This is a genomic window from Pseudomonas sp. B16(2017) (genome assembly GCF_002113205.1).
Classification (GTDB): domain Bacteria; phylum Pseudomonadota; class Gammaproteobacteria; order Pseudomonadales; family Pseudomonadaceae; genus Aquipseudomonas; species Aquipseudomonas pharyngis.
Window position 1 is genome coordinate 1 of record NZ_NEKA01000013.1, and the last position, 24,594, is coordinate 24,594.

Below are 24,594 nucleotides of genomic sequence, written 5' to 3' on the forward strand. Positions count from 1 at the left end.
CTATCCGCCCCAATAAGAACCGTGCGCCGCCTCCCCGTCGCGCACGTCATAAAAGCGGTGGAGTACTTTTCTATGACAGCCTCAATCCCACACGGCGGCAGCGGCAGTGGCGGCAACAGTGGCAGTGGCGGCGGTGGCAACAGTGGCCACAGCGGCAGTGACCACGGCTCGGGCCATTCCGGCAACACGGCGTCATCCGGTCGCAGCGGCACGCATTCTGAACCTGGCGACGACCATGGTGTGCATCGGTCCGGAGAGATCGGGGATGACCACGGTGTGCATCGCGCCGGTGAAATCGGCGATGACCACGGCGTACACCGTGCCGGTGAAATCGGTGATGATCGCGGCGTACACGTCGGTGGCGAGCCTGGCGATGACAAGCGCGCCAACTAAATCACTTTGAAATGCCCTACCCCTGTGGGAGCGGGCTTGCTCGCGAAAACGTCAGGTCCGTCACTCCTGTATTGACTGACCCACCGCTTTCGCGAGCAAGCCCGCTCCCACAATGTTTTGTAGCGCCTACAAAACGCCTTTTGTCTGATCCAGCCGCTCACGCAAAAACTCGATCAACGCCTGCACCGGCCGCGACGCCTGGCGATGCTGCGGGTACACCGCCGACAACGTCAGCGGCTCCGGCCGAAACTCGTCCAGCACCGGCACCAGCCGCCCATCCTTCAACGCCGCGCCAACGATGAACGTCGGCAGATAGGTAATCCCCATCCCCGCCACCGCCGCATCCCGCAGCAACTCACCGTTGTTGACGCGCATCCGCCCGGTGACATTCACCAGCAGCGGCTTGCCCTGCCCCGCATTGAACCGCCACTGCACCGAACGTCCGTGGCCGTAAGGCAGGCAGTCGTGACTGAGCAGGTCTTCCGGTTTGACCGGCGTACCGCGTTCGGCCAGATACCCGGGACTGGCGCAATACACCCGTTCGATTGATGCGATGCGTCGGGCGATCAGGGTCGAGTCCTCCAGCACACCGATGCGCAGCGCCAGGTCGTACCCCTCGCCCAGTAGATCCACCGGCCGATCACTCAGGTCCACTTCCACCGTGACCTCGCGATAACGCTGCAGAAACGGCGGCAGCAAACAGCCCAGATGGGCCAGCGCAAACGACAGCGGCGCACTCACGCGAATCGCCCCGCGCGGCTCGGCGGTCTGCCCGGCGATGCCCTGCTCCACCGACTCCACTTCACCGAGCAAACGCAGCGCCGATTCGTAATAGCTCTGGCCCAGCGGCGTCACGTCCAGACGCCGGGTCGAACGGTTGAGCAATCGTACGCCGAGGCGCTCTTCCAGTTGCATCAGACGACGGCTGACGAACTGCTTGGACAGGCCCAACTGATCGGCCGCCGCCGTGAAGCTGCCGGAGTCCATCACCTGGCAAAAAATACGCATGTCTTCGAACGGGTTCATTGTCACTCTCTGGTGGACAGTTAAACGCTTTATAGCCGCTTTTTCACTTCCCGGCACCTCATTAATCTGTGCTCACGGTGTTGCTGAGGCCTGAAGCCCAGCGCCACAGCAGCCCGATCCCAAGGCATACAAAAACTCAAACGACTTAAAAAGGAATTGCACATGAACATCAAGAAAACCCTCGCCACTTCCCTCCTCGCCCTGTCCATCGGCAACGCCTTCGCCGCTGAAAGCACTGGCGTCGAACACACCACCCAGGCCTTCCTCGACGCCCTCGCCGCCGGCGGTGGCAAACCGCTCGAGCAATTGAGCCCGAAAGACGCCCGTGCGGTGCTGACCGGCGCCCAGGCTTCGGTGAAGGTTGATCTGTCCGGCGTTGAAGTCAGCGACAAGGCGATCAAGGTCGACGGCCAGACGATCAATCTGAAAGTGGTGCGTCCGGCCAAGGTCAAAGGCGAGTTGCCGGTGTTCATGTTCTTCCACGGTGGCGGCTGGGTGCTGGGCGACTTCCCGACGCACCAACGCCTGATTCGTGATCTGGTGGTGGGTTCTGGCGCGGTCGCGGTGTATGTCGACTACACGCCGTCGCCGGAAGCGCAGTACCCGACTGCGATCAATCAGGCTTACGCGGCAACCAAATGGGTGGCCGAGCACGGCAAGCAAATCGGTGTCGACGGCAAGCGTCTGGCGGTGGCCGGCAACAGCGTCGGCGGCAACATGGCTGCGGTCGTGGCGTTGATGGCCAAGGAACAGAAGACCCCGGCCCTGCGCTTCCAGTTGCTGATGTGGCCGGTGACCAACGCCGGGTTCGATAACGGCTCGTACCAGCAATTCGCCGAGGGCCACTTCCTGACCAAGGGCATGATGCAGTGGTTCTGGGACAACTACACCACCAACCCGGCCGAGCGTGCACAGATCCATGCCTCGCCGCTCAACGCCAGCACCGAACAGCTCAAGGGCCTGCCCGCCGCGCTGGTGCAGACCGCCGAGTTCGACGTGCTGCGTGACGAAGGCGAAGGCTACGCCCGCCACCTCGACGCGGCCGGCGTGCCGGTGACCTCGGTGCGTTACAACGGGATGATTCATGACTTCGGTCTGCTCAACCCGCTGAACGGGATTCCTGAAGTCAAAGCCGCCGTGCGCCAGGCAGCGGCAGAACTCAAGACTCATCTGAACTGAGTGCAACCCCTCGCCACACCTTCGGGTGTGGCGTTTTCTTTTGTGCCCGCCGGAGTTCGACTCATGAGCCTTTTTTCTGCCCATCTGCTGTCCTGGAGCGCCCTGCTGCTGGCGCTCGACGCCTTGCTCTGGCATCTGGCGCCGTTCAAACACCGTGCCCCGCGGGTCGGTGTGCGGCTGGTGCTGTTTCTGGCATTCAGCGCGCTGGCCATCAACGCCGGCGTCAGCCCGTTGCAGGCGCCGTTGTTCGCCGATGACCCGGTGGCGCAACTCGGGGCGACAGCGCTGGGGATTCTCTGGTGGCTGTACGCCGCGCGGGTGCTGACCGAAGTCATCGGTCTGATCCTGATGCGCCGCATCGGCCACAGCGGTCGGCTGTTGCAGGACGTGATCGGTGCGCTGGTGTTTCTGGCGGCCATCGTCGCGGCGGCCGGTTATGTGCTGGATCTGCCGGTCAAAGGCTTGCTCGCCACCTCCGGCGTGGTGGCGATCGTCATCGGTCTGGCGCTGCAAAGCACCTTGGCCGACGTGTTTTCCGGCATCGTGCTCAACACCACCAAGCCGTATCAGGTGGATGATCTGGTGGTCATCGACGGCGTCGAGGGCAAGGTGCTCGACATCAACTGGCGCGCCACGCACCTGCTGTCCAGCAGCGGCACTCTGGCCGTGGTGCCGAACTCGGTGGCGGCCAAGGCCAAGATCGTCAACCTCAGCCGGCCGAACAACCTGCACGGCGTGTCGATCAGCATCAAGGTGCCGAACCACATCCGCCCGCGCCGGGTGCTCGACGCCCTCGACCGCACGCTGCAAGGCAGCAGCAGCCTGTTGCTGTCGCCTGCGCCGAAAGCCGTACTGAAAGAGGCCGGCGAAGAAATGTCGGAATACGTGGCCAGCGGTTTCATCGCCGAACTGGGCAAGAAAAGCGACGTGCGCAATCAACTGTTCGACCTCGCCCACCGCCACCTCGAAGCCGCTGGCATTTCGCGGCACCCGGACGGCGTGATCGAACCTTCGACCCGCGCTCGCGCGTTGCTCGATGAAGTGAAAATCTTCCGCTCGCTGAGCCATGAGGAACGCGATCGCCTCGCCGAATCGATGGTCGCGCAGCAGTACAGCGCCGGGCAGGTAGTGCTCAATCTGGAGGAAGTCCCGGACAGCCTGTTCGTCATCGCCACCGGCGTGGTCAGCGCTAGCGTGCCGGACGGCAACGGCTTCACCGAGGCCGGGCGCATGGGGCCGAGCGAGGTCATGGGCGAGCAGAGCATTCTGGCCGACACGCCTTCGCAGGCGACGTTTACCGCGCTGACATCTTCGATCATTTATCGCCTCGACAAGAACCTGACCCGCCAGTGCATGGAGCAGCGCAGTGAAGTGGGTCAGGCGTTGAACAAGTTGCAGGCGGTACGGCAGCAAAACAGTCGGCTGGCGTTGATGGCCAAGCCTGTGCCGGTTCGCAAGGGTGGGTTTTTGGGGTGGTTGCAGAAGCGCTGAGCCCTTTGCTACAGACGAAAAAATGCCCGCTCTTCAGCGGGCATCTCTCTTTCTACCAATTACTTGGCAGTGAACTTGGTATAGCTGTTGATCAGGTTGCGGTAGTTAGGCAGACGCTGCGACAGCAGATTCGCCAGGCCTTCCATGTCATTGCGCCAGTCGACTTGCAGCTCACAAGCCACAGCGAACCAGTTCAGCAGGTGTGCACCGGCAGCCGACATGCGCGCCCACGCTGCTTGTTGCACGGTGGTGTTGAAGGTGCCGGAAGCGTCGGTGACCACGAACACTTCAAAACCTTCGGCAATGGCCGACAGGGTCGGGAACGCCACGCAGACGTCAGTCACCACACCGGCGATGATCAGTTGCTTGCGGCCGGTAGCCTTGATGGCCTTGACGAAATCTTCGTTGTCCCAGGCGTTGATCTGGCCAGGACGGGCAATGAACGGCGCGTCCGGGAATTGCTCTTTCAGCTCAGGCACGATCGGGCCGTTCGGGCCGGAATCGAAGCTGGTGGTGAGGATGGTTGGCAGGTTGAAAAACTTGGCGATGTCGCCCAGTGCCAGCACGTTGTTCTTGAACTCGTTCGGCGAGAAATCCTGTACCAGCGAGATCAGACCGGTCTGGTGGTCGACCAACAGCACAACGGCATCGTCTTTGTTCAGGCGGCTGTAAGGAACGTTGCTCATGTGAAACTCCTCGATGGATGGTTGTTGCGGGGAGCGCCACTCACACAGAGCGGCGCTTTTTCAAAAGGATCAGAACGCGAAGCAGGAGCAGCCGAACGCGCCCCAGAAACCGGGGAAATCGCTGACCGGCGCATTCGACATCCGTGCTTTTTCATGGCTGTGGGTATGCACCGCGCACGGGCCGCTGCACTGGTGCACCTGGGCCTGCAATGGCGAGTTCGGGCGCCAGTGGCCAGGGACTTTCACCACCGGCGACCAGTCCGGCAGCACCGGCAGTGAACGTGGGCCGAGGTCTTCGAAGTCGCCAGCGGCGTACACAATCTTGCCGCCAACCACGGTCATGACCGACTCGATCCACTTGATCGCTTCTTCCTCGACACTGAAGAAGTCCGCGCTCAGCGCTGCCAGGTCCGCCAGTTGCCCGACCTTGATCTGGCCCTTCTTGCCCTGTTCGGACGAGAACCAGGCACTGCCATGGGTGAACAGTTCCAGCGCGGTGCTGCGTGGCAACCCTTCTTCGTACAGCGCCAGACCGCCAACGGTGCGACCGCTGACCATCCAGTACAGCGAAGTCCACGGGTTGTAGCTCGACACGCGGGTGGCATCGGTGCCCGCGCCGACCGGCACGCCTTCGGCGAGCATGCGTTTGATCGGCGGCGTGGCTTCGGCGGCTTGTTTGCCGTAACGGTCAACGAAGTATTCGCCCTGGAACGCCATGCGATCCTGAATCGCGATGCCGCCGCCCAGCGCTTTCACCCGCTCGATGTTCTGCGGGGTGATGGTTTCAGCGTGATCGAAGAACCACGGCAGACCGTTGAACGGAATGTCGCGGTTGACCTTCTCGAACACGTCGAGCATGCGGCTGATCGATTCGTTGTAAGTGGCGTGCAGACGGAACGGCCAGCGCTGTTCGACCAGGTGGCGCACCACCGGCTCCAGTTCCTGTTCCATGGTCTGCGGCAGGTCCGGGCGCGGTTCGAGGAAGTCTTCGAAGTCGGCTGCCGAAAACACCAGCATCTCGCCGGCGCCGTTGTGACGCAGGAAGTCATCACCCTGATGCAACTTGACGCTGCCGGTCCAGTTCTGGAAGTCGGTCAGCTCTTCTTTCGGCTTCTGGGTGAACAGGTTGTAGGCGATGCGCACGGTCAGCTGGTCGTCTTTGGCCAGTTGTTCGATCACCTGATAATCGTCCGGGTAGTTCTGGAAACCGCCGCCGGCATCGATGGCGCTGGTCAGGCCGAGGCGATTGAGTTCGCGCATGAACTGGCGGGTCGAGTTGACCTGATATTCCAGCGGCAGCTTCGGCCCCTTGGCCAGCGTCGAGTACAGAATCATCGCGTTCGGCCGCGCCACCAGCATGCCGGTCGGGTTGCCGTTGGCATCGCGCACGATCTCGCCGCCCGGCGGGTTCGGCGTGTCGCGGGTGTAGCCGGCCACGCGCAACGCGGCGCGGTTGAGCAACGCACGGTCATACAGGTGCAGGATGAACACCGGGGTGTCCGGTGCGGCCTGGTTGATTTCTTCGAGGGTCGGCATGCGTTTTTCGGCGAACTGGAATTCGTTCCAGCCACCGACCACGCGCACCCATTGCGGCGTTGGCGTGCGGTCGGCCTGATCCTTGAGCATGCGCAGCGCATCGGCCAGCGACGGCACACCTTCCCAGCGCAGTTCGAGGTTGTAGTTCAAGCCACCACGGATCAGGTGCAAGTGCGAGTCGTTGAGGCCGGGAATCACGCAGCGGCCCTTGAGGTCGACCACTTGAGTGCCGGCGCCCTTGAGGGCCATCGCCTCGGCATCGTTACCGACGGCGACGAAACGACCGTCCTTGATCGCCACGGCACTGGCGAGGGGTTTTTCGCGGTCTACCGTATGAAATTGGCCATTGAACAGAATCAGATCGGCGTTCATCGCAGTTCCTTCGAGATAAGTGAAACGGAGCGAACCCGCCGGCTCAGCGCGGCGGGTTGGCGTTGGATTCGAGGTGTTTGTGTGACTGACCGGCTTCCAGCCACGGCGCGAACAGACGGGTCACGGGCGGCATGAACACGTAGACCACCGACACCACGATGGTCAGGGTGATCAGGAACGTGGCGACCACGTAGTTGGAGAGAAAGGCATTGAGTTGCAGCAGCGGCCCCCAGATCAGCGGCACCAGCAAGGTGTGCGGCAGGATCACCAGCAGCGTCACTACAGCCTGCTTCCAGCGCGGTGGCGGTGAGCCGGCCTCGGCCAGCGGCGTGAACCAGAATTCGTTGGCCGCATTGACTTCGGTCTGGTCGCCGTCGGCGAGCATCGGCGCGGCTTCGTCGATCAGTTTCTGACGCTGCGGTGAGTCCAGCCAGCGCTGCATCGCCTCGGTCGAGCAATAACGCAGCACGCAGGTGAACAGTGCGAGCCCGCCCTGCTGGCTGCGCATCACGTCCACGCCCAAGTGCCCTTCTTCGCGCCCCGCCACGCTGACGATGTTGCGCAGCCAGGCTTCGTAAGGCGCTTCAAATCCGGCCTTGACCCGGTGCTTGACGATCAGCGTCACGGTTTCTTCGGGTCCCGGTTTTTTCAGGGTCTGGGCATCAGGCATAACGGAGTACTCCGGGCAAACGAACATTGAGCGCCAGCCGTCCGGGCCCGGCGATCAGAACAGTGGTGAAGAGGATCAACAGCAACCAGCCGAACTGCCCTTCGGCCACACTCCATTGCGGATGCACAAGCAGCAGCGCCACTAGCAGCACAAAGAGAATAGGCAAGCACGCCAGACGCGCCAGCACCCCGGCGACGATCAGCAGCGGACAGAGGACTTCGGCGAAGATCGCCAGAATCAAAGTGAGGTGGGTACCGAGGTGGAACGGATCTTCGATCAGTTGCAGCTGTGCGGTGAAGTCCAGCAGCTTGGGCAAGCCGTGGACGAACAGCAGAAACAGTCCGCTGGCGACCCGCAGGAACAGCAGGCCGAGATCTTGCGCCTGGTCATTGCGTTGTACAGCGTTCATGGGCCCACCCTTGATCAATCATTGCAGGCAATGGTGCAACGATTGACCGGGGGGAAATTGGATGGGTGTGCTCTCTTTGGCGTGTTCAGGGCCGGAACCGTGATCGTTCCCACGCACAGCCACCGCGAAACCGGGATTCAGAAAAAATCTGAGTCTGGTCTGGGGGTACTGGCGCGCCTTGATTGAGTCGGACGGTCAAATCCGGTCGCTGATTCATCAGTGACCCGGAAACGATAAGACCCGGCTACAAGGCGCACAAGCCGGCGGATTCTGGCGTACACGTAGGCAAAGGCGCAAGGTTGCGTGGCTTTGCGGACATAGCCTTAAACACTATTCAACAAGAGTGCCTGCTCCGTTCGAGCGCCCTAACCGTTCAATGGCCGAATACACATTGCCGTGGCTGTAGCAGCGCCCACTTGGGCGTACAACCCCGGCCCTTGATTCCCGCCATGACTACTTTGCGCATACCCGGCGATTTCCTGCCCGCTGCCTTGTGGCTGACATGACCACCAGCCCCAACCTTTTGCCCAACTGATGATGTTGCTTACGTGGTAAAACAGCGGGCAGTAACTTTGATAGTTGGGGTATTTGAAGACCATAAGGTTCCAGACTGCCGAAGTCAGTGGTGATCCGCCTATCGAGGACATCCAGGCGACCGCCGCAGGTACTGAAACTGTCGCGCCATTGTGGACCAGTTCAAAGACTTGACTGACTTCGACGGGATAGCTGGCCGTAGCGCCTGTCGCGTCCTGGATTTCAATCATGGTCACGCCGTTTGCCTTGCCCTGAACCTTGCCTGAACTATCGACCGTCGCAATGGCAGTGTTTTTTGAAACAAAGGTGTAAGGCGCAGTGCCATTGCTCGGCAACCGGCTCTGTGTGTTGCCGGGAAAATCCCGATGGCTGTCCGCCCATCCGTACCTTGAAAAAACGGCCATACCGTTGAGGATCATGGGCGTGCGATCAATCTCCAGCCTTTCGGTCCTGATCGTATAAACCGTTTCAGGGAACAGTGTGGCGGTACTTTCCTCGCCACTCTTGTCCATTGATACCTTGAATGTGAGTGTCAGCGTGGTGCCATTACCAAGATCTGCCAGATAGCCGTTACTGAGTGGCTTGATCCAGTAACCCTGACTGATCCACGTCGCATTGGTCTTGTGAGTTCCACCCTTCCAGAACGTCAGGTTATGCATCGTTCCGTCTGATTTGAAGCCCGTAAAGTTCAGCCAGACTTGTTGCCCCACTTCGATTCCCGGCCAGTCCCCCGCACGAAGCGTTGCGTCATTCGAACCCAACGCAACCAAGTCCAGCACGTTGTTGTTCGCCTCAGCCTCATCGACTTGTGGCGACTTCAATACACCGTTGACGGTGAACCGCAATTCGGAAGTAGGTAACGCACTGGCGTGCTCGCGCAATTCGAAGTGATGTGGTCCCGAAGCCAGGCTCAAGAACAGCTCGCGAAATGCACCAGAGCCATTAAATCCGCCTCCGCGTACAACGACACCGTTATCGAGTATCTGGTAGGTGCGAAAAGCCGTTCCATCGCTGCTGAACAGTTCAATGTCCGTGAATTGAATGTTATCGCCATCGTTGACGGGGGTTCCGCCGGGAAAACTCGTGGCGCCAAAGCTTGGTGACTGGATGTCCATGGAAAAGTCTCCTTCGTGGGGTTCGCGGCAACTGCTTGACCGGTGGATGTGCCATCGAACGCCAATCGAGAGGAGTGTCGCTACTGTCAACTTTGACAGTAGCGACGAGTGGTCAATGCCGTGGTTTGCCGAAGTCGCAGGTTTTGACCAGTCGTAAAAAACGGCCCGCGGGTCGTCTTATCAGTAAAGATCAGGCAGCCGGATCAGCCGCCACCTCAAGGGTATCCAGCACCCGATTCACCGCCAGCTCACCGAGCATGATCAACTGCGCAATCCCCAGCAGCACATGCCGATGCGAGCCGTCCACCAGCCCGGCGAAGTCATTGGCCATGACCTTGGCCGAGGTCAGGGTTTCGCAGGCGTCGGCCAGCACTACTGCGTTCGTGCGCTCCTTCGTCAAATAAATGCGTCCCCTTTTCCGTCTCCTTTTCCGTCATTGGACAAGACCGCTAGGTAGGGACTGAAGTGATGACTCTCATGCGATTGGGGCTGCCCCAAGGCCAATAAGCGCCTCCCAGACTCGTGCCACTCCATCGCCGGAATCCCATGCCCAGTGACTGGATCTGCGTAAATCGCTCACAGAGCGGATCTGGATAGATTCCATTATCGAAAACATATTGAGCCCAATTGGAGGTATGAGTGATCTGCAGAAACTCGACGTTGGCATCGACATTGCCACCTACACTGATCACCCAGGCCCTTGCCTCGTCGGCTGTCAAAAACCCTTCATTTGTCTTCGTTTCATAAACGTTGGATACCCGAACAGTGTAGGAAAGACTGCTGCCCGCAGCGTCTGTCACGGTGATGGTTGTCGCACCGTTCCTGCTGGCTATCACTTTCCCGTTGAAGTCGACGGTGGCGATATTCTGATTCGCCGATCTGTAAACGTAGGGAGGTACACCACCGATCGCGGCACGAGTCGCGCTGCTTTCGTTCAGGGGGAGGTAGGGCCAGCCTTTGTTATTAAAGAATGAATATTTGTTAAGCATCAGGGGAGATAAATCGATTGTCAGGGGACTGCTGCTGCCTACCGTCAGCACCCAATTGGAGGTCGACGACGAACTGGCATTTTTGCGCAACCCCATGATGTGCGCTCCGGCGGCCGGGCTGTGCACCTTTTGGGTAAACCTGCCACTGGCATTGAATACGCTGCCGAGCGGACTCACGACCTTGAGGGAGCCGTCCACTGTATCGGTAATTTCCAACGACTCTCCCACTGGCCCCATCGCGCCCAACTCAAAGCCTGCGGCGGGAGCGTTACCTGGATTGGGGATATCGGTCCCGCCCAGAGTCGTGCAATAGATAAAAGAGGGATCCTGAGTATTTGTGGCGAGCACGCCATAAGACATTGAACCGGGATCTGTCAGTGGGAGAACAGGAAAGGATGCACTTGACAAACCTCCCGTTGCGTTGGGCGGCGGGACAACGACCATCGTGTCGTCCATGGTGGACGACATTGAACCCGCACCATTGATAACTGCGGGATACAGGTAAAAGCCCAGGCCATAGTTTTGACTGGAGTTCACATCAGCCATGAAAAAATTGCCTGTGGGGCTGTTATAGACCTCCCCTGCCACAGCCCCGGTCCAGGCATTCGGGTCCTCTGCCCCCCAGACCAACCATGGTGCTGTATAACAACGCTGCATGACTGCACGCAAAGCGGGCGTAAGACCGCTGTATCCAACCTGGTTCTGGTGAGCCAGGTATTTGGCATACGTAAATGGATAACCGGTGTGGTAAACCCACAGGCCGTAGACATTGGTAATGAGAACAATGTATTCGACCCATGCGCCCTGAGAATCGGTAACCGTGATGGTGGCTGAACCATTGCTCATCCCGGTTACCTTGCCGTATGCATCTACCGTGGCAATATTGCTGTTGGACCGATAGGTGTAGGGAGGATGACCACCGGACGCCACTCGTACCTCGGTATTTCCAATGGCATCGACACCATTGAGAGGCCCAGAGACATAACTCCTGACCATGACACCATCCAGACGCATGGCCTTCTGATCAATAGTCAGCTTGTCAGTCACCTCCTTTACGTTCACCAACCACCGCGATATCGGCAACGTACTGGAACCATCAAATATCTCGAAAAGATTCATTCCAGGAACCAGGTTATCCAAAGGCACTGTTGCCGCACCGCTGGAGTTGAGCTGGAAAGGCTTTACATGGTTGATGTTGTGGACCATTTCCTGCCAGCTATTGGCCGGCCCGTCCTTGACGCTCAACAATACTTCTCTGGACGTAGTGTCCTTACCATTCCCGATTTCAGTTCCGCCAGGTGTTGTGCAGTGGTAGATGTTGATCATGGCACTTGCTCCTTCAATGGCTAAGCCTGTGCTGCTTCAAGTGCAGCGGGCACGTACCATCGAACGCCAATCGAAAGGAGTGTCGCTACTGTCAACTTTGACAGTAGCGACGAGTGGTCGATGCGGTGGTTTGCCGAGGTGGAAGGTTTTGACCAGTCGCAAAAAAACGGCCCGCAGGCCGTTTTATCAGTACAGATCAGGCAGCCGGATCAGCCGCCACCTCAAGGGTATCCAGCACCCGATTCACCGCCAGTTCACCCAGCATGATCAACTGCGCAATCCCCAGCAGCACATGCCGATGCGAGCCGTCCACCAGCCCGGCGAAGTCGGTCGCCATGATTTTGGCCGAGGTCAGGGTTTCGCAGGCGTCGGCCAGCAGTTCTTCGCTGTCGATGCCGGGAGCGATGAGGTAGCGGGGGTTGGGTTTGAGCAGCGGTTTTCTGGGGAGCAGCGGGTTGAGGTAATGGTCGAGGGCGCGTTCGGCGGCTTCGTGGAATTTCTTGGAGTCGAGGGTTTCGTAGGGCGAGGTTGTGTCGGTTTCAGGCGGGTTTGGCGTGGGTTTGATCATGGTTGCATCTCCAGAGTCATTGAGCTGCCACGATTCGCTGCGATACGAAGGGGTGGCAGCCATACGCGGGTCGCAGACCGGGACTCTAGAACCGGCAGACCCGAAGGTCTCCCACGTACAGCCGCCATAAAACCGGAGGATGTTGTGCGTCCAGAGATCGCGGGCTGCGAGACCCGATCGCTGATTCGTCAGCGACCCGGAAACGATAAGACCCACCCCAAGAGCGCACAAGCCGGCGGATTCTGGCGTACACGTAGGCAAAGGCGCAAGGCGTTGTGGCTTACCGGAAGTAACGCTAAACACCTTTCAACACCGCGCTAAACCGCCGGAATATCCAGCGACACCGACATGAACTGACTGATCCGCGAACGCAGCCATTTCTCCGCCGGATCGTTGTCATGCACCCCGCTCCACGCCATCGACAGTTGCGCCGCATCAATCGGAAACGGCGGATCCTCAGCCCGCAACGCACACCCTTCGACCAACGCACACGCAGCATAATCCGGCACGGTCGCGATCATCTCGGTGCCGGCCAGCAGCGCGCGCAAGCCGCTGAACTGCGGCACACCGAGCACCACGCGGCGGCTGCGGCCGACCTTGGCCAGGTCCATATCGATATTGCCACTCAGGTCTCCGGAGAACGACACCATCGCGTGCGGGCGCTCGCAATACTCGTCAAGCGTGAGCGGGCCCGGACGATTGTCGCCACGCAGGACCTTGCAGGGAATGTCGCGCAGTTTCTTGCGCTTGGCGTTGGCCGGCAGATCGGTGGTGTAGCTCACGCCGACAGAAATTTCTCCCGATGCCAGCAACCCCGGCATCAGCAGGTAATTGGCGCGACGTACCACCACGACAATCCCCGGCGCCTCTTCCTGCAACTGGCGCAGCAGCGGTGGAAACAGACCGAATTCGGCATCGTCCGACAAGCCGATGCGAAACACGTCGCAACTGGTCGCCGGATCGAACTCCTTGGCCCGGCTGACCGCGCCGGAAATCACGTCCATCGCCGGTTGCAGTTCCTGGAGAATCGCCAGCGCCCGCGCCGTCGGCTCCATGCCCCGGCCATTGCGCAGCAACAGCGGATCATCGAACAGATCGCGCAGACGCCCCAGCGCGGCGCTCACCGCAGGCTGGCCCATGAACAGTTTTTCAGCGACGCGGGTCAGGTTCTTTTCGAACATCAGCGCTTCGAAAATCACCAGCAGGTTCATGTCGACGCGGCGCAGATCGTTACGGTTCATGGGGCACGTTTTCCTTGTTTGAGCCTGACGTGGGAGCTGCGCACTTTACTCGATCAGCGGCACTTTGGCCGCGCGTTTGTAGGGGCCATATTCAACCGGTACCCACTGGAAGTGCTTGTCGACTGCCGTGATGTGGCCGATGCCCGGGAACGGCAAGTGCGCAGCCGTGACCCAGGTTTTGCTGGCCGCCGCTGCACTGAACACGGCGTTACGACTCTTGATCGCCTGCTGACCGTTGACGTCGAAGCGGATCGACACCTCCGGATGATCGAACTGCACCGCCAGGTTGTGCACCAGGTCGCCCATGAACACGATGCTCTGGTTCTGCGAAGTGAAGCGGTAGGTGGTGCTGCCCGGCGTGTGCCCGGCTTCCAGTGTCGCTTCGACCACACCCGGCAAAGGCGACTGGCCCTCTGCGAACGTTTTGAAGCGCCCGGCCGCCACGTAAGGCGCAGTGGAGTCCTGGGCGATCTTGAAAAACTCCCGGGCACCGGCTGGCGCCTTGGCCTCGGCCTGCGGATCGAGCCAATAATCGGCTTCGGCCTTGGCGGCGTAAACCGTGGCATTGGCAAAGATCGGCCGTTGCTGGCCGTCAACCAGCCCACAGACGTGATCCAGGTGCAGGTGCGTCAGCAGAATCGCGTCGACCTGCTCAGGTTTGTAACCCGCTGCCTGCATGTTCGCCGAGAGCTGGCCGGCAGTGGCGCCGATGCACTGGCCCGCGCCGGTATCCACCAGAATCAGTTGTTTGCCGGTATTGACCAGGAACGCATTGAACGCAGTCTGCACGCCCGGCGTTTCAATCGAGCGACGGGCCAGCAGCGCGCGAATCTGGCTCTGACTCATGCCCTGCAACAGCTTCGGCGACAAATCGTTGTAGCCGTCGAACAGCGCCGTCACCTCGTAATCGCCCAGCGCCAGCCGGAAATAACCCGGCGCCTGCGTGCCGACCTGCGGTGCCTGCGCCATGGCGCTGGACATCACACCGACCACCGCCATGCCGATTACGCCGTTGAAAAAACCTTTCATATGCATCCTCTCGCCCGAGCCCGATTCTGCGGCCCCTTATGGCCCGCCCCCAATCTTCGCCATCCTGCCCGGTTCCCCTCATGGCGACTTGCAACGGTGTGCTGAGTTGCAGCCGACAGCGGAATTAACAACGTTTAACTCGTCAGCACTCGCCCTTCACCAAACAATGAATCCCTCTGCGCAGCGTTGTTTTTTTGACCTGAGGGAAGGCGCTGACCGTGCGTTCCCCCCCCCGACACGGACCTAGGCCATGGCTCACTTACAGCAAACCGTCGCCCTCGCCCCTGCCAGCGAACACCGCAAATCCAGCACCGGCGGCCTCAGTCCGCAACGGGAACGCCTGGTGAAACAACTGATCCTCGAACGCCTCGGCGACAGCCTTGAAGTCACCGAGCTGGCCAGCGCCTGCTCACTGTCACGCAGTCATTTTTCCCGGGCGTTCAAATGCAGTACCGGGTACTCGCCGCAGGACTGGATCCGTACCCAGCGCATTGCCCGTGCCAAGCTGTTGATCCAGCAGACCAACCACAGCCTCACGCAGATCAGCCTGGAATGCGGCTTCTGCGATCAGGCGCACTTCTGCCACATCTTCACCCGCAGCGAAGGGATCAATCCGTTTGCGTGGCGTTGTCAGGTCATGAAAAACCGCTGAGGCGGTTTCATTCGCGAGCCATCCGCTGCGCCAGTCGCGCCACCCGTTCGCCCAGGTGCGCGGCGGTTTGTTGGTCTTCCAAGGGAGGTGCCTGTTCGGGCGGTTGTTCGACACAGGATTGGGACATGGCGCCGAGGGAGCTGCCGAGGCGATTCAATTGGCCGTCGAACACACCTTCGCACGCACGCGCCGGCAACAGATCGAGCCCGACCCAGATCATCGAATGCTGAGCCGCAAACACCGCCATTTGCAGCAAAGTATTGAGCTTGTCGCCGCACAGGCTGCCGGAATTGGTGAAGCCCGCTGCGAGCTTGTCGCGCCACGGCCGGGCGAGATAGAACGAGGCCGTGGCCTCCATGAATTGCTTGAACGCCGCCGACGCGCTGCCCATGTAGGTCGGCGCGCCGAAAATGATGGCGTCGGCGCGGTGCAGTTCATCCCAGTGGGCTTCCACGTCTTCGACCGCCAGCAACAGGCAGGTGCTGCCCAAATGGCGTTCCACACCTTGGGCCACTGCCTGCGCAATGACGCGGGTGTGCCCGTAGCCACTGTGATAGACCACCACTACCTTGCTCATCGCAGCGTCCTCCGGACGTATGCATTCCTTTGCCCCGGAGTTTTGGCTCTGAAGCGGGCGCGGACGAGTTAATCGTTGTTAATTTTTCCCGGCTGTCGGGCAAACCGCCACGGGTTCCGGCCCTTGAATACAGTGGTGACGGTACTGAATGCCGAGCGATGCGAAGGCCCAAGCCTTGCGCGCAAGTTGCGCTGGCGCCAAATCCTGAGGAATATGCCCGGATACTGCGGATCAGACGGCTTGCATGCCCCTCAAGTCGCCATCCGCCCTGCCCGTCACGGACTCTTCACCGAGGCGGACCAGGATCATAAAAAACGTCGAAGGAGTGAGCGGTTGAGTCTTTCCCCGAATCAGGCCATCGGTTTCGGCCCCTATCGGATCCACCCCGGCCAGCGGCTGGTGCTTGAAGGCGACCAGCCTTTGCGCCTGGGCCGCCGCGCCATGGACATTCTGCTGATCCTGCTGGCCCATGCCGGCGAGGTGGTGAGCAAGCAGCAGTTGATCGCCGGGGTCTGGCCGGACAGCGTGGTGGAAGACATCAACCTGCGGGTGCACATGGCCGCACTGCGCAAGGCGCTCGGTGACGGTCAGGCCGGGCAGCGCTACATCGTCACCGTGGCGCAGCGTGGTTACAGTTTCGTCGCGCCGGTCGTGCTGCAATCCATCGAACAACGCCCCGCCGCCCACCTCGGTCGACATAACCTGCCATTGCGGCGCACGCGGATGATCGGGCGCCAGTCGGTGGTCGACAGCCTGATGACGCAACTGCCGCGCCAGCGCTGCATCACCCTGGTCGGCCCCGGCGGCATCGGCAAGACCACCGTGGCCCTGCGTGTCGCCGAACAGTTGATCGGCCGTTATCGCGACGGTATTCGGTTGCTGGATCTGGCACCGCTCAACGATCCCCGCTCGATCTGCTCGCACCTCGCCACCCTGCTGGATCTTTCGCTGCATGACAGCGAGCCGATGGCGTGCCTGATCAGCAGCCTGCGCGAGCGGCAGATGCTGCTGGTGATCGATAACTGCGAGCACTTGATCGACGCCGTCGCGCTGCTCAGTGAAAGCATTCTGCGTGGCGCGCCGCAGGTACATATTCTGGCCACCAGCCGCGAAAGCCTGCGCGCCGAGGGCGAGTATGTGAAACGTCTGGAATCTCTCGATTGTCCGCCACCGATTGCGGTGCTCGACCGCGATCAGGCGATGGGATTTTCGGCGCTGCAGTTGTTCGTCGAACGGGCGATGGCGGCCCACGAACACTTTGAGCCGGGCAACGCCGACCTGCCCTTGATCATCGACATCTGTCGGCGGCTGGACGGCATCCCCCTGGCACTGGAACTGGCCGCTGCGCAGGTGGCGGGTCTTGGGCTGGAGGGTTTGCTGAGCCAGCTTCAGGGACGTTTGCCGGCGGGCCATCAGACTCACCTCGGCCGGCATGAAACCCTGCGCGCTACGCTGGACTGGAGCTTCAACCTGCTCAACGCCTGCGAACAGACCGGGCTGCGCCGACTCGGCGTGTTCCGTGGCGCGTTCACGCTGGAATCTGCCGCGGCGGTTATCGTCGGTCAGCACATCGAATCGAACGAAGTGTTTGCCTCGATCACGCAACTGGTCGCCAAGTCGCTGCTCAACGTCGAAGTCGGCGATGAAGAGGTGTTCTATCGCCTGCTCGACACGACTCGCCGCTATGCGCTGGAAAAACTCGACCAGGCCGCCGAACTCGGCGAAACCCGCGAGCGCCATGCCGAACGCAGTCTGGCGCTGATGCATCAGGCCCAGGCCGATTGGGAGAACACGGCGACCGAAGTCTGGATCGAGCGCTACGCCCGTGGCCTTGAAGACCTGCGGGCGGCGCTGGACTGGACGCTGAATGACGAAGGCTCGCGTGCGCTCGGCGTGCGACTGACGGCGACCTCGGCGCCGTTGTGGCAAGAACTGTCCTTGCTCAAAGAGTACGGAGCCCATGTGCGTCGGGCACTGGCGTTGCTGGCGTCATCCGACGAGCCCTGCCCGCGACTGGAAATCGCCTTGAAACTGGCCCTCGGCAGCGCTTGTTACCACACCTGGGGCGGCACGCCGGAAACCATCGAAGCCTTCGTCAGCGCCCGTCTGCTGGCGCAACGGCACGACGACATGGCCGGGCAATTGCGCGCGGTGTCGGGGCACATGGCGGTCAATCTCAGTTGCGGGCATTACCAGATGGCGCTGGAGCAGAGCGAGCAATTCGAAAGCCTCGGGGTGCACGGCGATGCGCAGCTGTCCTTGAGTACCCATCGCTTGCGGGTGCTCGCGCTGCATTACGCCGGCGATCAGCATCAGGCGCGAATCCATGCCGAACAGGTCATTCAACGCATGGCCCACAGTGGCCACCTCAACCGTTTCACTCATGGTTTCGGCGTGCAATACGACCAGAGCGTCGCCTCGCTGACCGTCCTCGCCCGGGTGTTGTGGTTGCAAGGTTTTCCCGAGCGGGCCTGGCGCACGGCGCGGCAGGCACTGGACATCGCGGTGCAGATCAACCACGGCACCTCGATCTGCTACACCCTGGCACTCGCCTCGTGCCTGATCGCCCATTACAACGGCGACGTGCAGAACGCACGCGCGTTGCTGCAACTGCTGCTCGAACAGGCGCAGAAGCATTCGGTGCTGCTGTTCTACACCTGGGCGCGGCACTACGCGCAGGTGATCGACGCCGACAAGGCCCCCGCCATCCCGCCGGCCGACAGCGGTCTGGTCAGGGAAATCATGGTCACGCTGGATCCGGGTTTCGTTGATGATGCGTTGCTCGAACGAGCACAAAGTGGTGCGGCGGGCTGGAGTACTGCGGAGATCTTGCGGGCTCGGGCCGAGCGATTGCTGGCGGCTGAATCGCCCTGCCATCACACGGTCGAAAGCGCCTTGCAGCAATCGCTTGAGATTGCGCGGACACAAGGCGCGCTGGCCTGGGAATTGCGCAGCGCAACGTCGCTGGCTCGGTTGTGGCAGCACCAGTCGCGCTATCGCGAGGCGCTCCAATTGCTGACACCGATCTATCAGCGCTTCACCGAAGGTTATGCCACCCCGGACTTGCGCAAGGTACGTCTACTGCTCGACGAACTGCGCGCTCAGTCGGCCGCTTGAGGCCGGTCGGGTACGGCCCAGGTAGCGCGCGTGCCGACGCTCGACATCACTCAGTTCGCCGCCCTGCTCCAGCTGTTCGCGGGCATAGCGGCGCGTGGTGTTGAGCATTCGATAGCGCAGCGTTCCGCTGGATCGGTCCGATGTCAGTAACGATTTGACCGCCAATTGCTCAACCACTGCCACCAGCGTCGAGGGTGGCAGTTGCGCGCAACTGATCACGCCGATGGCGGCGTCGAGAGTGAATGCCATCTTGAACACCGACAAGCGTTGCAGCACGCGTTGTTCCTGCTCGCTCAAGCGCTGATAGCTCCAGTCCAGCGCGGCTTTCATCGACTGATGGCGTGGCACGGCGGTACGGCGACCGTGACTCAGGGCTTGCAGGCCTTGATCCAGTTGCGTCTGAAGGCCGACCAGCGCCAGCGCATCGATCTGCGCGGCTGCCAGTTCGATCGCCAATGGCAGACCATCGAGCCGCCGACAGATATCGCGCAGCGTTTCCAGATCCAGCTCACGCAGACAGAAACCGTGTTGACGCGCGCGGGCGCGACTGACAAACAGCTGCACCGACGAATAACCCATGACTTCATCGACACTGTTGAGCGCCGAGGCTTTGGGAAGGGTCAGGGGCGGCAGTGGCTGCAGGACCTCCAGAGCGAGACGCAATGGCTCGCGGCTGGTGGCCAGGATCGACAGACGGGGCGCAGCATCAAGCAATGTTTGCAACAGGTTCCGGCAGGCTGCGTGCAGGTGTTCGCAATTGTCCAGCACCAGCAAGGCGTGGCGCGCCGCCAATGTGGGGAAATCAGTGTCGAGGGTTTTCAGCAGGTGATCGAGGAGCGGGATGTCATCGCCGACCCGCGACAGATCCACCTGCCACACACCGTCGCGAAAATGTTGCAGCAACAGCTCCGCTGCGCGCAGTGCCACGGTGCTTTTACCGACACCGGCAGGCCCCGTCACCGTCAGGAGCCGGGACAGCGGCAGTTGCCGCACCAGACCGCCGACCAGTGAATCGCGCCCGGTGACCGGCGTCAGTCGTGCGGGCAAGTTGTGTTGGGGCGCTTGCAGGGTTTCGAACACCACGTGGGCGGTGCTGTCGCCCTGCACCGGTGCCACGAAGCTGTACCCGCGTTGCGGCACATTGACGATGTAGCGCTGGCCTTTTTCGCCGTCGCCAAGGGCCCGGCGCAGCGCGGCGATGTGCACCCGCAGGTTGATCTCCTCGACCACCGAGGTCGGCCACACCAGCGCGATCAATTGCTCTTTGCTGACCACTTGGCCGGCGCGCTCGACCAGCACTTGCAGAATGTCCAGCGCACGCCCGCCCATGCGCAATTGCCGATCCCCTTCGAGGATCAGCCGCTGGCGCAAATGGAACGCGTACGGCCCGAAACGCAGGACCGACGCCGAGTTCAATTCGTCGAGGCTGTTCATGTCCGTTATCTTCGCAGGCCTCGATGACGGTACAACCACCACGCGGGGTCCAGCACGGACATCCGGATGCCCGGAACGGACAGAACCGCTCTAGCTGAACTGTTCGCGATACTGCGTGGGGGTCAGCCCGAGCTTTTCGCCGAACAGAAACCGCATGTGCCGCACGCTGCCGAAACCGCTTTTGTAGGCCACGGTCTTCAGCGGCAGATCGCTGGTTTCCAGCAGGTTACGCGCGCAATCGATGCGCGCGCTTTGCAGGAACTCCATGGGCGTCATGTTGACCTCGCGAGCGAACACCCGGGCAAAATGCCGTGCACTCATGTTCGCAAGCCCTGCCATGCGCTCGACGGTGAAAGCTTCCTCCAGGTGTTCCAGAACATGGTTCTGCACCCGGGTAATCGGCGTTTCCTGGGGCGCCACCGCTGCCATCAACGGGCTGAACTGCGCTTGCCCGCCCTGGCGCTTCATGACCACCAGCAGCACCTTGGCCACGTCCTGGGCAATCTTTTTGCCATGATCGCGAGCGACCACCGCCAATGCCATATCGATACCGGCCGTGACACCTCCGGAGGTGATCAGGTTGCGATCCTCAATAAAAATCTGGTCGGTCGCGACGTTTGCCTTCGGAAAGCCCTTGATCAAGCGTTCGGTGTAATTCCAGTGGGTAGTCACACGATAGCCATCGAGCAACCCGGCATGGCCAAGCACGAAAGCGCCGGTACAGATCGAACCGTACTGCCCGGCACGCGTCACCGCACCTTGCAGCCAGGCGAGCAACGGCGGGTGTTTTTCGTTGTAGGCGCCGGGGCCGCCCGGCACCAGCAGCAAGTCATAGCGCTCATCGGCGTCGTCGATATGCCGATCGGTGTGCACGAGAACACCATTGGACGCACGCAACGGCGCGCGCTCGGTGCCCAGGGTGGTCAGGTGATAGTGGTCTTGCGGTTTCAGGTAGCGGTTGGCAACCGAAAAGACTTCCAGCGGCCCAGCCATGTCGAGCAGCAGAAAATCCGGAAACAGCACCATTGCCACGGTCTTCATGTGGGCATCACCAAAATCCAAGCAAAGTCATAAGTCTGCGCATTATGGCCAGATACGGTGAAAACGTTGGAAAAGAATGCGTGATCCAGTGCACACAACTGTCAACCAGAACGGGACAGTATTTCAGTTTTCATCTACTTATTGCATCGCAGGGTAACCAGTAACCTTCTCCTCACTCGGACGAATCAACGTCCTGAAAGGAGATTTCATCATGCTGACCCTTCGTAAAGCTTCCGACCGTGGTCTGGCCAATCATGGCTGGTTGAAGTCGTTCCACACCTTTTCCTTCGCCAGCTACCGTGACCCGCGTGAACAGGGTTTCTCCGACCTGCTGGTGATCAACGATGACCGCGTCGCCGCCGGCAAGGGCTTCGGCCAGCACCCGCACCGTGACATGGAGATTTTCTCCTATGTGCTCGAAGGCGCTCTGGAACACAAGGACACCCTCGGCACCGGTTCGGTGATCCGCCCAGGCGATGTGCAACTGATGAGCGCCGGCAGCGGCGTGGCTCACAGCGAGTTCAACCACTCGGCGAGCAAGCCTGTGCACTTCCTGCAGATCTGGATCGTGCCGGATGTCAGCGGCGCCAAACCGCGCTACCAGCAAGAACACTTCAGCGAACAGAAAAAACGCGGTCGCCTGCAACTGATCATTTCGCCCGAAGGCAGCCACGGCTCGCTGAAAGTGCGCCAGGATGCGCGGGTGTATGCCGGACTGTTCGATGGCCAGGAGAGTGCGACACTCGCACTGCCCGCCAACCGCTACGCCTATGTGCACGTTGCTCGCGGCAGCGTTGAACTGAACGGCGTGCAGTTGAAGGAAGGCGACGGCGTGCGGGTTCGTGAAGAACAGGCGCTGACCCTGAGCAATGGCCAGGATGCCGAAGTCCTGGTGTTTGATCTGCGCCCGCAGGAACTGCCGGAAATGCCATGAGGCAGCGGTTTCAACGCTCACAGAAAACGGCCTTCAATGAAGGCCGTTTTTTTTCGCAGAACAACTATTCGTTTTCCAGCACAAACGCTTCGACAATGTGTTCGATCACCGCTCTGACCCGCGCGGTGTGGCGTAAATCCGCATGGGTCACCAGCCACACTTCATAAGGCAACGGCCGCGTGCGCTCCGGCCACAACCTGACCAGACCATCACGCTCGCCCATGTAGACCGGGATTTCTCCTACCCCCAACCCGGCGGCAATCGAGCGGCGGACCAACAGGCTGGAGCTCAGACCGGCGACGATCCGCCCGCGAGTCATGGGCTCCGACACGAGGGTCAGATCCTTGTTGCCCTGCAGATACGGCTGGTACACCACCAGATCATGGCCCTCGAACGCACTGCCCGGCGCCGGCACGCCATGGCTGTCGACATAGGCCTGCGAGGCAAACAATCCCACCGGCCAACGCGCGATGCGCCGGGCGATCAGGTCCGGATTGTCCGGACGGGTGTTGCGCACAGCGATGTCCGCCTCACGTTTAGCCAGGCTGAGGATTTGCGTGGAGGCGTCCAGTTGCACGCGCACGTCCGGATGCTGCTCGTGCAACTGCGCGATGGCCGGGATCAGAAAATCGATGGCCAGCGAATCGGTGGTGCTGACCCGCACGCTACCGGTCAGACGATCGTCCAGGCCCTGGATACGCCGCTCCAGCTCCAGCGCCGAATACTCCATTTTTTCCACCGACTTGAGCGCGGCTTCGCCGACGGCCGTCAGTGCATAGCCCTCGGAGGTGCGCAGGAACAAGGTCGCGCCCAGCGACTTTTCCAGTGCCGTGATGCGGCGCCCGACCGTCGCCTGATCCACGCCCAGTACACGCGCGGCGCCGCGCAATGTCGACTCGCGGCAGACCGCTAGAAACACCCTTGCATCATCCCAGTTCATAGCGTTCTCCATTGATGCATAAACGCATCACTATCACGCAAACTCGCTGCATTAACGCAGCAACGATAGCCGATATGCTGGGCGCCATAAACCTTTCAAAGGATTGCCGTCATGCACACTTCAACTGCTTCGCCTGAACGTCCGGACACAAGTGTCTGGCTGGCGATCTTCGCCGGCCTCTGCGCCAGCCTGGTCAGCATCGGTCTGGCGCGTTTCGCCTACACACCGCTGATCCCTTCGCTGATTCAGGCGCAGTGGTTTTCCGCCCATGATGTGGTCTATCTCGGCGCGGCCAACCTGGTCGGTTACCTGATCGGCGCCCTCCTCGGCCGACCGCTGGCACGCCGGCTCACCCAGAGAAACGCTCTGCGCCTGATGATGCTGGCGGTGACCGTGGCGTTTTTTGCCTGTGCGTACCCCGTGTCGGTGAGCTGGTATTTCGGCTGGCGCCTGCTGTCGGGAATCGCCGGCGGCGCGATCATGGTACTGGTAGCCGCGACCGTACTGCCCCATGTACCCGCCGCACGCAAGGGCCTGGCCAGTGGGGCGATTTTCCTCGGCATCGGTCTGGGCATCGCCGGCTCGGGAACGATTGTTCCGTTGCTGTTGGGGCTGGGCCTGCAGGCGACCTGGCTGGGATTGGGCGCTTTGTCGCTGGCACTGACGGCATTGAGCTGGTTCGGCTGGCCTTCGGAGCTGCCCCACGCAACCACCGCAACGGCTCAGGTGGAACCGGTCGAGCCGACACCGCCTGCTGTTTATCTGCTGTTTGCCCAGTACGCATTCATGGCCGCCGGGCTGGTACCGGCCATGGTCTTTCTGGTGGATTACGTCGCCCGTGGCCTGGGCGCCGGGTCGCACGTCGGCGCGCTGATCTGGGTCATGTACGGTCTGGGTGCCATCGTCGGCCCGGTAAGTTATGGCTTTCTCGCTGATCATCTCGGCGCGCGGACCGGCATTCGTCTGGTGCTGGTGGTGCAGGCGATCACCCTGGGTTTGCTGGCGGTTTCGCATTCGTTCCTGGCGTTGGCCCTGCTGGCGGTGATCCTTGGTTCATTTCCGCCGGGCATTGTCCCGCTGGCATTGGCCCGGGTGCATGAGCTGGTGCCGGATCACCATCGCCAACAGGTGGCGTGGAGCCGGGCCACGGTGTCGTTCGCAACGTTTCAGGCGCTGGCGGGCTTCGCCTATTCGGCGCTGTTCAACGCCACGGGCGGACAACATGCGCTGCTCTTCGTGATTGCCGGCGCTGCCATCGTGATCGCGCTGATACTTGAGCACGCCATGAAATGGCTGCCCTCCTCCGTCGAACAACGCTGCTGCGCCGAATGACGG

Annotated in this window: 20 protein-coding genes and 2 pseudogenes; 7 read left to right on the forward strand and 15 right to left on the reverse strand. The window is 61.1% G+C overall.

Annotation, left to right across the window (positions count from 1 at the left end; all coding sequences use genetic code 11):
- Nucleotides 1-90: 90 nt before the first annotated feature.
- Nucleotides 91-393, forward strand: a pseudogene (locus tag CAG25_RS21070) (hypothetical protein); the annotation flags it as partial.
- Nucleotides 394-519: 126 nt separating this feature from the next.
- Here CAG25_RS21070 and CAG25_RS21075 read toward each other — a convergent pair.
- A complete protein-coding gene (locus CAG25_RS21075) occupies nucleotides 520-1,419 on the reverse strand; it encodes a LysR family transcriptional regulator (RefSeq protein WP_085612766.1) in 900 nt (299 codons plus the stop codon).
- Nucleotides 1,420-1,581: 162 nt separating this feature from the next.
- On the opposite strand from CAG25_RS21075, the gene CAG25_RS21080 reads away from it, so the two are divergent.
- Both CAG25_RS21080 and CAG25_RS21085 read left to right on the forward strand, forming a co-directional pair.
- Nucleotides 1,582-2,598, forward strand: coding sequence for an alpha/beta hydrolase (locus CAG25_RS21080; protein ID WP_085612767.1), 1,017 nt, complete (start codon nucleotides 1,582-1,584; stop codon nucleotides 2,596-2,598).
- Between the two features lie 63 nt (nucleotides 2,599-2,661).
- Nucleotides 2,662-4,089 carry a mechanosensitive ion channel domain-containing protein gene (locus tag CAG25_RS21085; RefSeq protein ID WP_074687720.1) on the forward strand — a complete coding sequence of 476 codons (1,428 nt, stop codon included), beginning with the start codon at nucleotides 2,662-2,664 and terminating at the stop codon, nucleotides 4,087-4,089.
- Nucleotides 4,090-4,148: 59 nt separating this feature from the next.
- Here CAG25_RS21085 and ycaC read toward each other — a convergent pair whose 3' ends face one another.
- From ycaC to CAG25_RS21135, 10 genes and pseudogenes are all read right to left on the reverse strand, one after another.
- On the reverse strand, nucleotides 4,149-4,775 hold the full coding sequence (ycaC, locus tag CAG25_RS21090) for an isochorismate family cysteine hydrolase YcaC (RefSeq protein WP_085612768.1): 627 nt from the start codon (nucleotides 4,773-4,775) through the stop codon (nucleotides 4,149-4,151).
- A gap of 69 nt (nucleotides 4,776-4,844) precedes the next feature.
- Nucleotides 4,845-6,683 (reverse strand): amidohydrolase, encoded by a 1,839-nt coding sequence (locus tag CAG25_RS21095; protein ID WP_085612769.1) that lies wholly within the window; start codon nucleotides 6,681-6,683, stop codon nucleotides 4,845-4,847.
- 43 nt (nucleotides 6,684-6,726) lie between these two features.
- Nucleotides 6,727-7,353 carry an antibiotic biosynthesis monooxygenase gene (locus CAG25_RS21100; RefSeq protein WP_085612770.1) on the reverse strand — a complete coding sequence of 209 codons (627 nt, stop codon included), beginning with the start codon at nucleotides 7,351-7,353 and terminating at the stop codon, nucleotides 6,727-6,729.
- Nucleotides 7,346-7,762, reverse strand: a complete 417-nt coding sequence (locus tag CAG25_RS21105; protein WP_085612771.1) for a DoxX family protein — start codon at nucleotides 7,760-7,762, stop codon at nucleotides 7,346-7,348. Before CAG25_RS21105 ends, CAG25_RS21100 begins: the two co-directional genes overlap by 8 nt.
- Nucleotides 7,763-8,127: 365 nt before the next feature.
- A complete protein-coding gene (locus CAG25_RS21110; protein ID WP_085612772.1) occupies nucleotides 8,128-9,411 on the reverse strand; it encodes a hypothetical protein in 1,284 nt (427 codons plus the stop codon).
- A gap of 190 nt (nucleotides 9,412-9,601) precedes the next feature.
- Nucleotides 9,602-9,784: pseudogene (locus CAG25_RS21115) on the reverse strand (DUF6124 family protein); the annotation flags it as partial.
- A 76-nt stretch (nucleotides 9,785-9,860) separates the two neighbouring features.
- Nucleotides 9,861-11,726 (reverse strand): Ig-like domain-containing protein, encoded by a 1,866-nt coding sequence (locus CAG25_RS21120; protein ID WP_085612773.1) that lies wholly within the window; start codon nucleotides 11,724-11,726, stop codon nucleotides 9,861-9,863.
- Nucleotides 11,727-11,922: 196 nt separating this feature from the next.
- Nucleotides 11,923-12,294: a DUF6124 family protein gene (locus CAG25_RS21125; protein WP_085612774.1), complete on the reverse strand. Its 372-nt coding sequence runs from the start codon at nucleotides 12,292-12,294 to the stop codon at nucleotides 11,923-11,925.
- Between the two features lie 317 nt (nucleotides 12,295-12,611).
- Nucleotides 12,612-13,535: a LysR family transcriptional regulator gene (locus CAG25_RS21130; RefSeq protein WP_085612775.1), complete on the reverse strand. Its 924-nt coding sequence runs from the start codon at nucleotides 13,533-13,535 to the stop codon at nucleotides 12,612-12,614.
- 45 nt (nucleotides 13,536-13,580) lie between these two features.
- Nucleotides 13,581-14,564 carry an MBL fold metallo-hydrolase gene (locus CAG25_RS21135; RefSeq protein WP_085612776.1) on the reverse strand — a complete coding sequence of 328 codons (984 nt, stop codon included), beginning with the start codon at nucleotides 14,562-14,564 and terminating at the stop codon, nucleotides 13,581-13,583.
- Nucleotides 14,565-14,814: 250 nt separating this feature from the next.
- On the opposite strand from CAG25_RS21135, the gene CAG25_RS21140 reads away from it, so the two are divergent.
- On the forward strand, nucleotides 14,815-15,216 hold the full coding sequence (locus tag CAG25_RS21140; RefSeq protein ID WP_039771519.1) for a helix-turn-helix domain-containing protein: 402 nt from the start codon (nucleotides 14,815-14,817) through the stop codon (nucleotides 15,214-15,216).
- 7 nt (nucleotides 15,217-15,223) lie between these two features.
- Here the strand turns inward: CAG25_RS21140 and CAG25_RS21145 are convergent, their stop codons facing one another.
- Nucleotides 15,224-15,793, reverse strand: coding sequence for a flavodoxin family protein (locus CAG25_RS21145; protein ID WP_085612777.1), 570 nt, complete (start codon nucleotides 15,791-15,793; stop codon nucleotides 15,224-15,226).
- Nucleotides 15,794-16,126: 333 nt separating this feature from the next.
- Between CAG25_RS21145 and CAG25_RS21150 the strand changes: the two genes are divergently transcribed.
- Nucleotides 16,127-18,910: a winged helix-turn-helix domain-containing protein gene (locus tag CAG25_RS21150; RefSeq protein WP_085612778.1), complete on the forward strand. Its 2,784-nt coding sequence runs from the start codon at nucleotides 16,127-16,129 to the stop codon at nucleotides 18,908-18,910.
- Here CAG25_RS21150 and CAG25_RS21155 read toward each other — a convergent pair.
- On the reverse strand, nucleotides 18,872-20,344 hold the full coding sequence (locus tag CAG25_RS21155) for a winged helix-turn-helix domain-containing protein (RefSeq protein ID WP_085612779.1): 1,473 nt from the start codon (nucleotides 20,342-20,344) through the stop codon (nucleotides 18,872-18,874). The genes CAG25_RS21150 and CAG25_RS21155 overlap by 39 nt on opposite strands.
- A gap of 90 nt (nucleotides 20,345-20,434) precedes the next feature.
- Nucleotides 20,435-21,385 (reverse strand): GlxA family transcriptional regulator, encoded by a 951-nt coding sequence (locus CAG25_RS21160; protein WP_085612780.1) that lies wholly within the window; start codon nucleotides 21,383-21,385, stop codon nucleotides 20,435-20,437.
- A gap of 211 nt (nucleotides 21,386-21,596) precedes the next feature.
- Here CAG25_RS21160 and CAG25_RS21165 point away from each other — a divergent pair, with 211 nt between their 5' ends.
- Nucleotides 21,597-22,319 (forward strand): pirin family protein, encoded by a 723-nt coding sequence (locus CAG25_RS21165; protein WP_085612781.1) that lies wholly within the window; start codon nucleotides 21,597-21,599, stop codon nucleotides 22,317-22,319.
- Between the two features lie 64 nt (nucleotides 22,320-22,383).
- On the opposite strand, the gene CAG25_RS21170 is transcribed toward CAG25_RS21165, so the two are convergent.
- Nucleotides 22,384-23,259: a LysR family transcriptional regulator gene (locus CAG25_RS21170; protein WP_064595100.1), complete on the reverse strand. Its 876-nt coding sequence runs from the start codon at nucleotides 23,257-23,259 to the stop codon at nucleotides 22,384-22,386.
- A gap of 111 nt (nucleotides 23,260-23,370) precedes the next feature.
- On the opposite strand from CAG25_RS21170, the gene CAG25_RS21175 reads away from it, so the two are divergent.
- A complete protein-coding gene (locus CAG25_RS21175) occupies nucleotides 23,371-24,591 on the forward strand; it encodes a YbfB/YjiJ family MFS transporter (RefSeq protein WP_085612782.1) in 1,221 nt (406 codons plus the stop codon).
- Nucleotides 24,592-24,594: the final 3 nt, after the last annotated feature.